The 15,492-nt window shown below is 65.4% G+C and carries 11 protein-coding genes; 8 read left to right on the top strand and 3 right to left on the bottom strand.

All coding sequences use genetic code 11. The annotated features are described in order from the left end of the window. The first annotated feature begins 490 nt into the window (after positions 1–490). On the top strand, positions 491–3,256 hold the full coding sequence (locus AC3ANX_RS05080; RefSeq protein ID WP_488335938.1) for a TonB-dependent receptor: 2,766 nt from the start codon (positions 491–493) through the stop codon (positions 3,254–3,256). Between the two features lie 52 nt (positions 3,257–3,308). Further along, positions 3,309–4,286: a family 43 glycosylhydrolase gene (locus tag AC3ANX_RS05075; RefSeq protein WP_488335937.1), complete on the top strand. Its 978-nt coding sequence runs from the start codon at positions 3,309–3,311 to the stop codon at positions 4,284–4,286. A gap of 7 nt (positions 4,287–4,293) precedes the next feature. On the opposite strand, the gene AC3ANX_RS05070 is transcribed toward AC3ANX_RS05075, so the two are convergent. Both AC3ANX_RS05070 and AC3ANX_RS05065 read right to left on the bottom strand, forming a co-directional pair. Then, positions 4,294–5,076 (bottom strand): SGNH/GDSL hydrolase family protein, encoded by a 783-nt coding sequence (locus AC3ANX_RS05070; RefSeq protein WP_488335936.1) that lies wholly within the window; start codon positions 5,074–5,076, stop codon positions 4,294–4,296. A gap of 86 nt (positions 5,077–5,162) precedes the next feature. Further along, a complete protein-coding gene (locus AC3ANX_RS05065) occupies positions 5,163–6,086 on the bottom strand; it encodes a Gfo/Idh/MocA family protein (RefSeq protein ID WP_488335935.1) in 924 nt (307 codons plus the stop codon). 81 nt (positions 6,087–6,167) lie between these two features. On the opposite strand from AC3ANX_RS05065, the gene AC3ANX_RS05060 reads away from it, so the two are divergent. From AC3ANX_RS05060 to AC3ANX_RS05045, 4 genes are all read left to right on the top strand, one after another. Beyond that, complete coding sequence (locus AC3ANX_RS05060; protein ID WP_488335934.1) at positions 6,168–7,325, top strand: aldose epimerase family protein; 1,158 nt, start codon at positions 6,168–6,170, stop codon at positions 7,323–7,325. Positions 7,326–7,343: 18 nt separating this feature from the next. Beyond that, positions 7,344–8,492: a cellulase family glycosylhydrolase gene (locus tag AC3ANX_RS05055; RefSeq protein WP_488335933.1), complete on the top strand. Its 1,149-nt coding sequence runs from the start codon at positions 7,344–7,346 to the stop codon at positions 8,490–8,492. 197 nt (positions 8,493–8,689) lie between these two features. Continuing rightward, a complete protein-coding gene (locus AC3ANX_RS05050) occupies positions 8,690–9,409 on the top strand; it encodes a FadR/GntR family transcriptional regulator (protein ID WP_488335932.1) in 720 nt (239 codons plus the stop codon). Between the two features lie 88 nt (positions 9,410–9,497). Then, on the top strand, positions 9,498–10,493 hold the full coding sequence (locus AC3ANX_RS05045; RefSeq protein WP_488335931.1) for a glycoside hydrolase family protein: 996 nt from the start codon (positions 9,498–9,500) through the stop codon (positions 10,491–10,493). Between the two features lie 187 nt (positions 10,494–10,680). Here the strand turns inward: AC3ANX_RS05045 and AC3ANX_RS05040 are convergent, their stop codons facing one another. After that, complete coding sequence (locus AC3ANX_RS05040) at positions 10,681–10,983, bottom strand: family 43 glycosylhydrolase (RefSeq protein ID WP_488335930.1); 303 nt, start codon at positions 10,981–10,983, stop codon at positions 10,681–10,683. A 220-nt stretch (positions 10,984–11,203) separates the two neighbouring features. Here AC3ANX_RS05040 and AC3ANX_RS05035 point away from each other — a divergent pair, with 220 nt between their 5' ends. Further along, the gene (locus AC3ANX_RS05035; RefSeq protein ID WP_488335929.1) at positions 11,204–12,535 is read left to right on the top strand and encodes an oligogalacturonate lyase family protein; all 1,332 of its coding nucleotides are present in this window, start codon (positions 11,204–11,206) and stop codon (positions 12,533–12,535) included. A gap of 112 nt (positions 12,536–12,647) precedes the next feature. Further along, positions 12,648–15,410, top strand: a complete 2,763-nt coding sequence (locus tag AC3ANX_RS05030) for a TonB-dependent receptor (protein WP_488335928.1) — start codon at positions 12,648–12,650, stop codon at positions 15,408–15,410. Positions 15,411–15,492 lie beyond the last annotated feature (82 nt).

The raw sequence follows: 15,492 nt of genomic DNA, 5'->3' as shown, positions 1-15,492 counted from the left end.
AGCCTGACGCGGCAGTGCCAGCGCTTCGCGCGCCGTCACCCACCGGCGTCGCCTAAGGATCGAGCAAGCGCGTTGATCGCGTTTCCGCGATCATCAGCGCCACGGCTCCAGCGCCGACCTTGCACGTTCACACGCCCTCGCCGCGTCTTGCTTGCTCTGGCGCCCTGACCGGTGCAGCGCATGATGATGCCGGGAGGGGCGCTCGGGACCCTTCCCAACTTTCGACCGTCGCGAGCCCTCGCCGGCGTTCGGCCGGCTACACGCCGATCGTTTGCGGTACAGCGGCTGTGCCGCACCCCGACCAATCTCGCGGTGCTGGCGGTAGAGCGCGATCATGGCGACCCGCGCCTCCCGCCAACGCCGACAATTCAGAAACATTTTTTAACAAACCTCTGGTGGTCCACGGATTAGTCTTATAAATGCGACCACATTCAGCCGGGTGGCTGCAAGAAAGAACGGTGCGCAGGGGCGTGCCCAAGGGAGGAATATCGTGAAAAATATCCTGTTGTGCTCGGCATCCGCTATGGCGGTGCTCCTGAGCAGCGCGGCAGCGCAGGCGCAACAAGCACCGGATACGGCGGCCACCGGCACACAGGCTGCGACGGATCAGGGTTCGCTCGGCGCGGATCCCGCCGCTCAGGACATCATCGTCACCGGCATTCGCAGCAGCCTGAAGGCCGCGCAGGACATCAAGCGCAATTCCGATCAGATCGTCGACGCCATCGTCGCGCAGGATATCGGCAAATTCCCCGATCCGACCGTCGCCTCCGCGCTACAGCGCGTGCCCGGCGTACAGGTCGTGGTGGGCGACAATAACGAGATCACCAATCCGCTGGTTCGCGGGCTCGGCGACATTCTCACCACGTTGAACGGTCGCGAGGTGTTCACCGGCGACGGCCGCGGCTTTTCGTTCCAGGATATCCCGGCCGAGGCGCTGGCCGCCGCGCAGGTTTACAAGAACAACAGCGCGAACATGATCGAGGGCGGCGTTGCCGGCGTCATCAACATGGATTTGCACCGCCCGTTCGACTTCAAGGGCTTCGTTCTTGCAGGATCGGTCCGCAACACGCTGTCGACCAACCTGAACAAGTCCTACCCCGCCGCCAGCCTGCTGCTTTCCGATCGCTTCGACACCGGCATCGGCGAGATCGGCGTGCTGTTGAGCGGCTCGTACGCCCGCACCGACTTCGATCGCCCGGTCGCGTTCGACGATCTGATGCGCTCGGGCAACCATGGCCCGGGTGGCACGACGGGCGGCGCGGCCGGCGGCCTGCTGCCGACCGGGGTCGGCGGTCTCAACCAGTTCGGCACCTACTCGCGCCCGCAGATCAACGGCTCGATCCAGTGGCAGGCTTCGCCCGACCTTCAGGTCTATGCCGACGGGCTGTGGGCGGGATACCGCAACACCTCGTCCACCGCGTTCATCATCAACGACGCGTTCTCGGGCAGCTCGCTCACGAACGTGCAAAAGGACAGCAACTGCAACACCTACAACGTCAACGGCGCGGGCTTCAATCCGTCCGGGGCAGATACGTCGCAGGTCGAGAAGCTCTGCAACGTGACGTCGTACACCGCCAACAACGGTAACGGCTTCACCAGCAACCAGGCACACAAGCAGAGCACGGACGACTATATCTTCGGCGGCGGCATCAAATACGATCACGGCCCGCTGCACCTCAACCTCGACGGATCGTATGAGAAGTCGACATACTACAGCAAGACGTTCATCATCGACATCGGCAAGCGCCTGTCGGCGGTGAACATCACCACCAACGACGACGGTGCCGTCAACTTCACCGCCCCGGGCAACGAGCTGAGCCAGCCCGGCGGCTGGTTCTTCACCAACGGCCTCGACGACGATCGGCTGAAGTCGACCGGCACGCTCGCCGCGATCAAGCTCGATGGCCAGTATGATGTCGGCGGCATCCTGAAGCAGATCCAGTTCGGCGCGCGTGCGGCGAGCCGGATCGGCCAGTATCAGGAAGTGGTGGTCAATCCGGCAGCGCCCGGGGGCGGCTATGCCACGTCGATCGACGGTCAGGGCCTGCCCGCCAACTTCCTCCAGCCGGTGCCGGGCGTGCCGCGCATCTACGGCGGCACACCCTGGCTCCAGCCAGGCACCGACGTGCTGCTCGACGAAGCGGTCGAGGATCGTCTGCGCACGATCTTCAAGGTGCCGACGGGCGACCAGCCCTATGATCCGGCGCGCAGCTTCCGCGCGCGCGAGCGGACCTATGCCGGCTATGTGCAGGGCAAGTACGACATCCCGCTGGGCGGCGCGCTTGCGCTCGATGGCCTGTTCGGCGTCCGCGTGACGCGTACCGACCGTACCATCGCCGGCACGGGCACGGTGACCAACCCCGGCGGCACGACCACACTGGTCCCCGTTACGCGCAGCACCAGCGACACCGACGTTCTGCCCAACGCCAGCGCCCGCCTGAAGCTCGGCGGCGGGCTGCAAGTGCGCGCCAGCTATGCCAAGACGCTGTCGCGGCCCGACTTCGGCTCGCTCAACCCCGGGCTGAACTATGCCGTGTCGACCAACGCCAACATCCAGAATGGCGGATCGCAGGGCAATCCGGACCTGAAGCCGCAAAAGGCGGACGAGTTCGACGCGATCGCGGAATATTATTTCGGCAAGTCGAACACCATTTCGGTCGGCGTGTATCAGAAGAACATCTCCGATCGCGTCATCACCGAAGGCGTCCTCACCAGCATTGGCGGCATCAACTACCTGATCCAGACGCCGCGCAACCTTGGCAAGGCACGTCTGCGCGGTATCGAGGCGTCGGCGCAGGTGTTCTTCGACTTCCTGCCCGGACCGCTGGCGGGCTTCGGAGCGTTCGGCAACTACACGCTCGCCGACAGCAAGGTGACGACCGCGAGCGATCCGCTGTTCGGCTACCAGCTTCTCGGCGTGTCGAAGTACAATTACAACGCGGGCCTGATCTACGAGAAGTACGGTATCTCGGGGCGGCTGGTGTACACGCACCGCTCGCATTACTACGATGGCGACAACACCACCTCGGTCAACCTGCGTCCGGCCAGCCAGACGGTGTTCCTGAACGGGGTGCGGCCCAACGGGCGGCTCGACTTCAGCCTGAACTACGATGTCAACGCGCACCTCACGCTGACGGCGGATGGCACCAACATCACCCGCTCGACGTATCAGAGCTATTATTACTACGGGCTCAATCCGCACGACATCCGCTTCGACGACAGCAGCTACTCGATCGGCGCGCGTATCCGCTTTTGATCCCCAACTGGCCGGGAGCTTCGCGCTCCCGGCCGCTTTTCGGAAGGGTGCGATGCGGTTTCTTTTCCTGATCGCGGCCGCCGCCGCTCTCGCCGGAAGCGCGCCAGCCACGCGCAATCCGCTGTTCGCGGGGGCCGACCCCGACATGGTCGCGCTGTGCGGCCGGTGGTGGATCTATCCCACCAACGCAGCCGCGGCAGACCGCTTCTACGCCTATCAATCGCGCGACCTCCGGCACTGGACGCGCTCGGCACCTCTGCTGGACATGGCGCACGTCCCGTGGATCGCATCGGACGGCGCGCATAACCACGGGCTGTGGGCACCAAGCCTGACTGCGGCGCGCGGTCGCTACTATCTGTATTACGCCGTCGGGCCGCAGAACCCGACGCCGAGCCGGATCGGCGTCGCGGTGAGCGATCGTCCGGACGGGCCATTCCACGACAGCGGCAGGCCGCTGCTCACCGGCGGCAACGGGTTCGAGGCGATCGACCCGATGGTCTTTATCGACCCGAAGAACGGCATCCCTTATCTTTATGCGGGCGGCAGCGCCGGTGCGACGCTGCGCGTCTTCACGCTGAAGCCGGACATGACCGAGATTGCGCATGAAGTTCCGGTCGCGACGCCGCCGAACTTCACCGAAGGCGCCTTCGTCCACGTCCGAAGCGGCGTGTATTACCTCTCGTACAGCCACGGCCATTACGATGGCCCCGATTATTCCGTTCACTATGCGACCGCCACGAGCCCGACCGGGCCGTGGACCTACCGGGGTGCCATCCTCCAGTCGGATGCGACGCATCAAGGGCCGGGACACCATGCCTTCGTCCGCAATCCGCGCGACGGCAGTTGGTTCATAGCCTATCATCGCTGGGAGCGCACGCCGGGGCCAGGGCCGTACCGGGGCAACCGCGAGGTCGCGATCGACGCGATCCGCTACACACGCGATGGCCGGATCATGCCGGTGCGGATGACGGATGGCCCGCCACCGCTTTCGCGCCCGCCCGCCTCGACATGCGCAGGCCCTCGCCGCTGAGGCTGCGTCACCGTCGCCGGGCTGGCGACATCCGGAGCAGCGCCTCCACGGCGCGCGCGGTCGCCGCGGCGCCGGCGGCATTCGGGTGGAACGGCGCGCCCGAGACAGGTGCCGCACCATTCGTCCAGGGTTCGGCGCTGCATACGTCATGACCATCGGAGGTCGCCGCAATGTCGACGATGTCCGCCCCGGCCTCCCCCGCCGTGTCGCGCGTGACGGCGGCGAGACGATCCGCAACGTCGCGGAACAGCGCGACCTGCGCCGCGTCCAGGCGCAGGGCGGCGCAGGTGCCCCGGCGTGGCAGCACCGTCGGATAGGTGACGACGACGATGCGCGCATGCGGCGCGCGCAGCCGGATCTGACGGAACAACGCTTGCAGGTTTGCGCGTAACGCCGCGTACGGCCGCTCCCCGGGCGATCGGACGGCTTCCCGCTCCCCGCCCCGCGGCGAGGCAGCGCGCATCATGCCGCCGACGTAATCGACGTCGTTGCCGCCTGCGGTGATGGTGACGAGCGCCGCATCTCCGCGCACCGACTCGATCTGCGGCGGCAGGCCGCCCTGCCCGGCCGTCACGATCTGCGCGACGGTTGCGCCACCGCAGGATGCATCGATCAGCCTGAAGCCGAGATCGCGCGCGACACGCTGCGGATACCCCTGAGACGTCCGCCCGCAAACCGCCGGCGACGCGTCCAGCACCGGCCCGAGACCGACACCGGCGGCGTAGGAGCTGCCGAGCGCCACATAGCTGCCGGTCCGATCAGCCGCACCCACAGCAGCGCTCAGCGCCACCGCCGCGAGCAGACCACATGCCGTCTTCATCATCGCGAACGGGCCTTCAAGGTTGAGGAATGGAGATCGTCCTGTGCACGATGCGCTCAGAACGAGAATGGCGCCACCGTGCGGCGATCCGCCAACAGAAACGCGTCGGCGACGATCTTCAGCGGTCGAACGTCGACCTCGCTTCGCCCCGCCTCCACCAGATCTGCGAAGCGCGCATACAAGCGGCTGTACTCCCGATCGGCGGATTCTTGCGGCTCCTGACCCGGTACGTGCAGGATGCTGCCGCCTATCGACAGGCGCATCATGCCAGCGTCGGTATCGACCTCGATGTCCCAGCTTTGCGGCCCGGTTTGCAGGAAATCGAACTCCGCCGTCACGCTCGCGCCGCCACTGCGCATTGTCAGGCCTGCCGCGATCGGCGCACCGCGTCCTTCCGGCACGTCCATCCACGCCGCGTCGAGCAGCAAGGCGTGCGGCAGCAGACAGGTGGCGATCGAAAGCGCGTTGATGCCGGGATCGAAGACGCCGAAGCCGCCGCGTGCGAGAATCCACTCTTGCCCCGGATGCCAGCGGCGGATGTCCTCCTTCCAGACGATGCGGACTGCGTCGATCCGCTTGTCGGCCAGCCAGGCACGCGCCGGCACCACTCCCGCCGCCTCACGCGAATGCCATGTCGTGAACAGCGTAACGCCCCGCGCCTCGGCGCGGGCCTTGAGATCGGCGATCTCGCACAAGGTCGCGGTCGGCGGTTTCTCGAGCATGACGTGCAGCCCCGCCGCGATCGCAGCCGCCGCCTGATCGTGTCGGCCGCCAGCGGGCGTGCACAAGGATACCGCATCGAGACCGGGGTGCCCTTCCAGCAGATGCTCGATGCTCCGGTATGCCGGTATCCCCTCCAGCGCGTCGTGCGGACTCGCCGTCGCGGCGAGCACGATACGTGGGTCGTTCGCGATCGCTGGCAGGTGCTGATCGCGTGCGATCTTGCCGATGCCAATCAGCCCAAGTCGTATCAAATCCACCTCGAACACTTTTATATGATATATATGCTATTCCTATTGCGCCCAGGTGCGGGTATCAAGGCGATAAGAGGGAGAGGACGCATGAAGCTTTTCACCGCCACCGGCATGGCCACACTCGCGTTGATCGCCGCCGCCCCGGCGCACGCCACCAGTTCGAAACGCGCGACCTTCGGCACCATGCCGGACGGACGCGCGGTGGAAAAGGTCACGCTGACCAACGACAAGGGCATGTCGGCAACCGTCATCGCTTATGGCGCCGCGCTCCAGTCGGTGGTCCTTCCCGACCAAGCCGGCCATAAGGCCGACGTGCTGCTCGGGTATGACAATCTCCAGCAGTATATCGACAAAGGCCAGTATTTCGGCGCCACCGTGGGCCGCTTCGCCAATCGCATCGCCGCCGGGCAGTTCACCCTCGACGGCAAACGCTATCAGACGCCTGTCAACGACGGCAAGAATTCGCTGCACGGCGGCACGCAAGGGTTCGACAAGGTGCTGTGGCAGGTCGTGTCGGTGAAGGACGGACCTGTGCCCTCGGTCACGCTGCGCTACGTCAGCCGTGATGGCGATCAGGGCTATCCGGGCACGATGACGGTCGATGCGACCTACTCGCTCGACAATGCCGACCACCTCACCATCGAATATGTCGCGCGGACCGACAAGCCGACCATCGTGAACATCAGCAACCACAGCTATTGGAACCTGTCCGGCGAAGGATCGAGCAATGGCGCGATGGGGCACCGCGTGATGATCCCCGCACAAACCTATCTGCCGACCGATGCCGGCTCGATCCCGACCGGTGCGTTTCAGCCGGTGGCGGGCACGGTGTTCGATTTCCGCGAGCCCCATGTCGTCGGCGACCGCGTTCGTGAGGCCAGCGACCAGCAGATCGCGTTCGCGCGCGGCTACGATCACAATTGGGTGATCGGCAAGACGATGACGGCGGATCAGCACCTGATGGCCAGGGTCGAGGATCCCGCCTCGGGCCGCGGTTTCGAATTGTGGTCGAACCAGCCGGGGCTGCAATTCTACTCCGGCAATTTCTTCGACGCGACCACGCACGGCAAATCGAAGCACACCTACCGGATGGGCGACGCGATCGTGATGGAACCGCAGATCTTCCCCGATGCGCCGAACCAGAAGGGCTTTCCGGACGCGCGGCTGTCGCCCGGCCAGACCTACCGTAACGTGATGACCTACCGCTTCACCACCGGCGCTCCCGCCGCGTCGGCTGCGAACTGAGACGTGGGAGAGACTATGATGATGCGCCGCACCTTCCTGTTCGCGACCGCTGCCGTCACGCTGGCGCTCGGCGCCGCTCCGGCCGAGGCGCGCGATCAATGGAGCAAGACGCAGGCCAACGGCTGGTACGCCAAGCAGGCCTGGCTGGTCGGCTCCAATTACGCGCCGGCCACCGCCATCAACCAGCTTGAGATGTGGCAGGCCGACAGCTTCGATCCGGCGACGATCGACAAGGAACTCGGCTATGCCCAGTCGATCGGCATGAACACGATGCGCGTGTTCCTGCACAACATGCTGTGGGAGAACGATCCCGAGGGGCTGAAGCAGCGCATGGACCAGTTCCTCGCCATCGCCGCCAAGCACAAGATCCGCCCGCTGTTCGTGCTGTTCGACAGCTGCTGGGATCCGAACCCCAAGGCCGGCCCGCAGCATCCGCCGATCCCGGGCGTGCACAATTCCGGCTGGGTGCAGGCACCCGGCGCGGTCCGTCTGAAGGACGCTGCGCATTACGACAAGCTCGAAGCGTATGTGAAGGGCGTGGTCGGCCACTTTGCGGGCGACCCGCGCATCCTCGGCTGGGATGTGTGGAACGAACCCAACAACGAAGGCGGCGGCAATTACGCGCCAACGCCCGACAAGAAGGCGTATGTCGCCAAGCTGCTGCCGCAGGTGTTCGCCTGGGCACGATCGGTGAACCCCACGCAGCCGCTGACGTCGGGCGTGTGGATCGGCGATCACTGGGACAATCCGGCCACGCTCGATGCGGTCGAGAAGACGCAGATCAGCCAGTCCGACGTGCTGAGCTTCCACGATTACAGCTGGCCCGAGACGTTCAGCAAACGTGCTCACCAGATGCTGAGCTATGGCCGCCCGGTGTGGTGCACCGAATATATGGCGCGCGGTAACGGATCGACCTTCGATGGATCGCTGCCGATCGGCAAGCGGCTCAACATCGCGATGATCAACTGGGGCTTCGTCGACGGCAAGACGCAGACGCGCATGCCGTGGGACAGCTGGAAGAAGCCCTATACCTATGAGGAACCGACTTTGTGGTTCCACGAGGTGTTCCGCGCCGACGGCACGCCCTACCGCCAGGCCGAGACCGACCTGATAAAGCGCCTCAGCGACGCGCCCAAAGGCGTCGTGCCACCGACGCCAGCGCAATGACGGCGCGACGAGGCGCGGCCGGTCCGCGCCTCGTCGCCGGTGCGACGGCCATGCGCGAATTGGCCACGGCATGACGCTGCCACGATAGCCGGCATGACGATCCGGCGCGTCGCCCACGCCTGCTACGCACTATGTGGCAGTGCGATCAATTATATGATCTATGATACGCCATATCGAAGTTTCATGGAGTATGCGCGATGTCTGCCGAGCCAGGTGAAATCAGGACGTCGCTGGGCCGCAACCTGACGTACGGCCTGCTCGACCACCTCGGCAAAACCATCGTGACCGGTGGTTATGCCGACAAGCCGTTTCCCACCGAAGCGGAACTGTCCAAGCAGCACGGCGTCAGCCGCTCCGTCACGCGTGAGGCGGTCAAGATGCTGACGAGCAAGGGACTGCTCAGCGCGCGTCCCCGCCAAGGCACGATCGTGGAGCCGGACAGCGCATGGAACCTGTTCGATCCCGACGTGCTGCGCTGGCTGCTCGACCGGAAATTCACGATCGAACTGCTGCGCGAGTTCAACCAGTTGCGCGTGGCGATCGAGCCGGCCGCCGCCGCGCTCGCCGCCCGGTTCGCGCAGGAGCCGGATCTGGTTCCGATCCGCGCCGGCTTCGAGCGCATGCGCGCCGCTGAAACCGGCGGGGACGATACGCTGGAGGCGGACATCGCGTTCCACGTCGCGGTCCTGCGCGCCTCGCGCAACCCGTTCTTCGCGCAATTCTGCGATCTGGTCGCGACCGCGCTGCGCACGTCGATCCGGTTCACCAATCGCATCCAGGGCCGCACCGCCGATCTCGCCGCGCACGGGGCCGTGCTGCGCGCGATCGAAGCGCGCGACCCCGAACGGGCGCGGGACGCGATGATGAACATCATCGACGAGGTCATGGACCTTATCGTGCGATCCTCGGGCGAATAGCGCCGGCGAGGCCGAGCAAACGGGAGATGGGAAGATGATGCGATTGGTGAGGTCGGCGGCACGTCTGGGATTGGCTCTGACGACCGCGATGGCCTTCCTCCCCGGTGCAAGCGTGACGGCGCAGGTCGCACCCGGCGGGCCGGTGACGCCGTATGTCGATCCGGCCAAGGCCTATCTCTTCCTGCACATGACCAAGGCGCATTACGGCGTCCTGTATTACTCGGTCAGTCTCGATGGCCTGCACTGGCGGCAGGTGAACGGCGGTGAGCCGGTGTCCGCCGATTACCACGGCCACGCCTCGGTCGCACGCGGTGGCGACGGACGCTATTACCTGGTCGGCAACAAGGGTGACGACGATCCGCTGATCCGCTTCTGGGTGTCGGACGATCTCATCCGCTGGACGCCATACGGCACGTATCGGCCCGATCTGAAGGCGGTGGCGGGCTATCCCGATCCGCTCCAGCGTATCGGCGCGCCCAAGCTGTTTTTCGACAAACCGTCGGGACAGTTCCTGCTCACCTGGCATACGCCGAGCCTGGAGGGCACCAGGGATGACCCGGAACGCTATTGGGGCAGCCAGCGCACGCTCTATGTCCAATCGAAGGATCTCAAGACCTTCGCCAACCCGCCGCGCCGACTGTTCAACTGGAACATGGCGACGATCGACACGATCATCCAGCCGAACGACGACGGCGGCTATTGCGCGATCATCAAGGACGAACGCTATCCGTCCTACGAATGGACCACCGGCAAGACCGTGCGGATGAGCTGCGCGGCAAGCCTGCTCGGCCCCTACCCCCTGCCCGGCCCGCCGCTCAGCCCCAATTTTCGCGAGGCACCGACGATCATTCGCGCGCCAGGCGGCAAGGACTGGATGCTGTATTACGAGCAATATGCGGGAACGAGCTATGGCCTGTCGATGGCGCCGAAGCTGACCGGACCGTGGTTCCAGGTGTCGGGCAACAGCGGCGTACCCGAGTGGAACCGCTACGAAATGCCGGCCGGCCTGCGTCACGGTTCGATGATCGGCATCAGCCGTGCGCAATATGATGCGATCGTCGCCGCCTTCCCCGACAAGCCATGAGGATCGGCGTCGAACGCCGACCGGGGAAGGCAGACAGCCGATCCGGCGCGGCGTTCGCCGACCGGATGCGCAAACCGGCGAAAGCGCCCAATCCGGCGGGAGCTGACAGACTCCAGCACGCCGCCCTCGTTCGCGCCGGGGAACAGCCCGCCCGGCCCGCTTGCGATTTGGGCTCGCTACACTGGCGTTACCGGCGGACTGCCTGCCGTTCGGCACCGGCCTCGCCGGACGGCTCGCGGATCGGGTCGCTCGCCTTCGCCGGTTCGCCGAACACCGGCATGCCGGCAGCGTCGAAGGTGACGCGCTGGGCGTGCGGCGCGCGCCGGCTCGTATACTTCATGTCCGGACCAGGGTTGGCGTGGAACACGATCCACTGCTCACGGCCATCGGGCGAGGTAAAGAAGCCGTTGTGGCCGGTCGCGTACACGCTGTTGGCGGCCGATGTCTTCAGCACCGGATCGTCCGCCTTGCGCCAGTTCTCGGGCGTCATCGGATCGCTGCCAGGTGCCGCGTGCAACAGGCCGATGTTGACCTGACACCGGTAGAACTCGCATACAAAGCATAAATGGTGGCGGGCCTTACCTGGGGCTTGCCGCGTCGGCCACGCGCGCCGGCGAGACGGGAGATGGATCTATGGGCATCACAACGCGCCACCGCGCTGCGTCCACGAACCTGCATTCCAAGCGGGTGCGGTCCGCGCGGGAGGGAACATGAGCGTGCTCAATCGCCGCGACGTTCTCGCCAGCGCCGCGTTCGGGGTCATCGCCGCCACACCAGCCGCCGCTGCGGTGCCCACCACACCCGCGCCGCGCGCGTGGACCGATCCGCGCACCGGGCGGCGTATCGTCCGCCTCACCGGCGACGATGGCGGCGCGAAACTCTACTTCTACAAGGATATGTTCACACCGCAGGGCGACGTTCTGGTCATCACCACGCCGGCCGGCATTACCGCGATCGACATGAAGACGCATGCGCGGCGCCTGCTCGTCCCCGATCCGCGCGCCGACCTGATGTTCACCGGCCGCAAGACCCGCTCGGTCTATTACAGCATCTCCGATCCGGGCACCGGCCAGCCAACCGATCGCGGTCGCACGATTTTCGCCGCCGATGTCGACACGGGCCGCGTTCGCAAGGTGGCGCGGCTCGAACGCGGGCAGATCGATGCGCTCAACTGCGACGAGACGCTGTTCGTCGGCGTCGTCGCGTATGGCGACCAGCCCCTCCAGCCCGGCGTGCCGGACCAGCATAACCGCGCGTTCGGCCAGGCCGAATATGCGGCGACCGGTCCGGACGGCAAACCGCTCAACTTCGCCAAGGCCAAGGGTGTGCGGATGCTGCAACGCTGGGCGGCGCGCGTGCCGATGGAACTGTTCGTCATCGATCTCGCGACCGGCCAGCGGCGCGTGATCCACCGCGCGCGCGACTGGCTCAACCACGGCCAGTTCTCGCCGACCGACCCGCATCAGATCACCTTCTGCCACGAAGGCCCGTGGCACCGCGTCAACCGCATCTGGCGGATCCGCAGCGACGGCAGCGGGCTCGCACCGCTGCACCAGCGGACCATGAACATGGAAATCTGGGGGCACGAGTTCTTCGCGCCGGACGGCAAGACGATGCTCTACGATCTTCAGACGCCACGCGGACAGGTGTTCTGGCTGGCGAGTGTGGATCTCGCGACCGGCGCCCGTGTCTGGCGGCGGGTCGATCAGAACGCGTGGTCGGTCCATTACCACGTCTCCCCGGACCAGCGCCTGTTCGCGGGCGATGGTGGCGACGCCGACATGGTCGCGCACGCGCCGGACGGTAAGTGGATCGTGCTGCTGCGGCCGGAAGCGATCGTCGATGCCGATGCAGACAGCTTCGACGATGCGCTGGTCGCTCCGCTTTACATGCGCCCTGAGCGACTGGTCGACATGAGCGCGCACGATTACCGGCTGGAACCGAACATCACCTTCACCCCGGATGGCAAAAGCCTGGTGTTCGGATCGAACATGCATGGTCGCAACCACGTCTATCTGGTTGATATCACCACCGCGGCCTGAACGACGAAGCGTTCATTACACACTACGAAACGCCGTTGCGAAATGTGATATTTCACCGTAGAAACATTTGTGACACCGGTGACAACACCGGGTTCGCAGCAGGGAGGGGATGATGGGCAGTCTGGTTCGATCGGCGCGTGCGGGGCTTTGCGTCACCGCATCCATCGCCGCGCTGGGAATTGGCACCGCCGCGCGCGCACAGACCGCGACGACGCCCGCGACTCCGCAGGGTGACACGCTGCCCGCCCACGCCGGCGAGAATCCCAACACCAACGGCAGCCCGGCCGAAGACATCGTCGTCACCGGCTTCCGCACCAGCTTGCAGAAGGCGCTCGACATCAAGCGCACCGCCGCCGGCGAGGTCGATGCGATCCTCGCCGAGGATATGGCCAAGTTCCCGGATCTCAACCTCGCCGAATCGATCCAGCGCCTGCCCGGCGTCACGATCGACCGGGAGAATGGCGAAGGCCGCTCGATCAGCGTGCGCGGCTTGAGCTCGCAGTTCACGCAGGTGCGCATCAACGGATTGGAAGCACAGGCCGCTTACGGTTCGAACGGCAATCGCGGGTTCGACTTCTCGATGTTCGCCTCCGAACTGTTCAACAGCATCACCGTCAACAAGACGCAGTCGGCCGAACTCGAGGAAGGCTCGCTCGGCGCGACGGTCGATCTCCAGACCGGGCGCGGGCTCAGCTTCGGTCCCGGCGTCCACGTCGCGCTGTCGGGCCAGGGATCGTACAACGATCTCGCCAAGAACGCGCAACCGCGTGTCGCCGGGCTGGTGAGCTGGGCCAACGCCGACAATACCTTCGGCCTGCTGTTCTCCGCCGCGTACAGCAAGCGCAACCCGATCAGCGAGAGCTTCAACACGACCCGCTGGCAGGCGGGCGATCCCAGCCTCGCCTATGGTGCGGGCAACAACTTCGCCGGCTGCGTCACCTGCACCACGGCGGCGCAGCGCGCCGCGTTGCTGTCGGCCTATTATCCGCGCATCCCGCGCTACACCTTCGGCTCGGTCGATCTCGACCGGCTCGGGCTGACCGGCTCGGTCCAGTGGAAGCCGGATGAGGGCACCGAGGTCGATCTCGACGTGTTGTGGGCGAAGTACAACCAGCAGGCGGAAAGCCCCAATATCGAGGCGATCGGCTTCAGCCGCACCGCCGGCGGCGTGCGCGACACGATCGTCGACGATTTCGCGATCGACCCGACCAAGAACGTCATCTCCTACGGCAAGTTCGACAATGTCGACGTGCGGTCCGAGAACGGCTTCCAGCGCGACGAGAGCCGCTTCCAGCAGGTCTCGCTCAACATCCGGCATTCTTTCTCCGACCGGTTCCGCGGCCGGCTGAAGATCGGCGAATCCGAAACCAAGGCGCGCACGCCGATCTCGGTCGCGTACAAGTTCGATGCGAACGATCGCGACGGCTACAGCTACGATTTCCGCGGCAACGATCGCCTGCCGGTGATCAACTACGGCTTCGATGTCACCGACGGGCGCAACTTCACGCTGACCGAATGGAGCAAGAGCACCAGCGGCACCAACTTCCGCCTGCGCAACGTGAGCGGCGGGCTGGAATATGATCTGCTCGACGGGCTGACGATCAAGGGCGGCGGCGAATACCATACCTATGGTTTCGACACCTTCGGCTATCAGGCGGCGGTCACGACGCTGAGCGGCGCGAACCGCGCGACCGACGTCACCAATCTCGGCAAGATCGTCAACCTCAACGGCGCGCTCGACATTCCCGCCGGCACCGATTTGTCGTACATCGTGCCGGATATCGACAAGATCAGCTCCTTCCTGAGCGTGTATAACAACCCGCTGGTGCCGGCCTACAACGGCACCCGCCGCGTGCAGGAGAAGGATTCGGGCGGTTTCCTCCAGGCCGATTTCAAGACGACGATCGCGGGCATCGTCGCGCGCGGCAATGTCGGCGTGCGGTTCGCGCATACCGATCTCGGCTCGACCGGGTTCCTCAGCATCGGTGCGGCCAACACCAACGTGACGGTGCGCAACCGGTACGACGACTGGCTGCCCTCCGCCAACCTCGCTTTCGAGCCGACCGACAAATTCACCGTCCGCCTCGCCGCCGCCAAAGTGATGTCGCGGCCATCGCTGGGCGATCTCACCCCCGGCGGATCGCTGTCCACGCCGACGCAGACGGTCAGCTACGGCAACCCTTTGCTCAACCCGTTCCGCGCGACGAACTACGACGTGTCGTTCGAATATTACTTCACGCGCGAGGCGCTGATCGGCGTCGCGTTGTTCTACAAGGATATCGCGTCGTTCACCTCCTCGGTGACGGAGGTGGTGCCGTGGCGCAGCCTCGGCCTGCCCGACAGCCTGCTGGTCGGCACGCCGTCGTCGCCCGATCTCGATTTCACCGTCAATCGCAAGATCAACGGCGAAGGCGGCACGCTGAAGGGTATCGAGGTACAGTACCAGCAGCCGTTCACCTTCCTGCCCGGGCCGCTCAAGCACCTCGGGTTCCTCGGCAACTACACCTATGTCCAGTCGCGGGTGAATTACGGCGCCTATGGCTACGGCCAGCTCACCGGCCAGTCGAACAACGCCTATAACGCGACGCTCTATTACGAGACCAAGAAGGTCAGCACGCGCGTGTCGGCGGCGTATCGCGGCAAGTATCTGCTCTCCTTCCCCGGCGGCAACGGCAATACCGAGGAGGGCGTGAACGGCACGCTCAACATCGACGCGTCCTTCTCGTACAATCTCAACAAGCACCTCACGCTGTCGGTGCAGGGCGTCAACCTGACCGACGAGTATAACGACCGCTATGTCGACGTGACCGACCGCGTTTCGAACTACCGGCATTTCGGCCGCGAGATCCTGTTCGGCGCCCGCGCCACCTTCTGACCCGTGTCCCCCGCCTGGGCCCGGCGGCAGCGCGTCTGCCGGGCTCGTTTTTTCCTTTCACGAGAAGCATGCAGGCCGGATA

The sequence above is a fragment of the Sphingomonas sp. BRN-1R genome (assembly GCF_057748035.1).
Note: the sequence above shows the minus strand (reverse complement) of the source record. Positions and strands in the feature narration are given on the sequence as shown.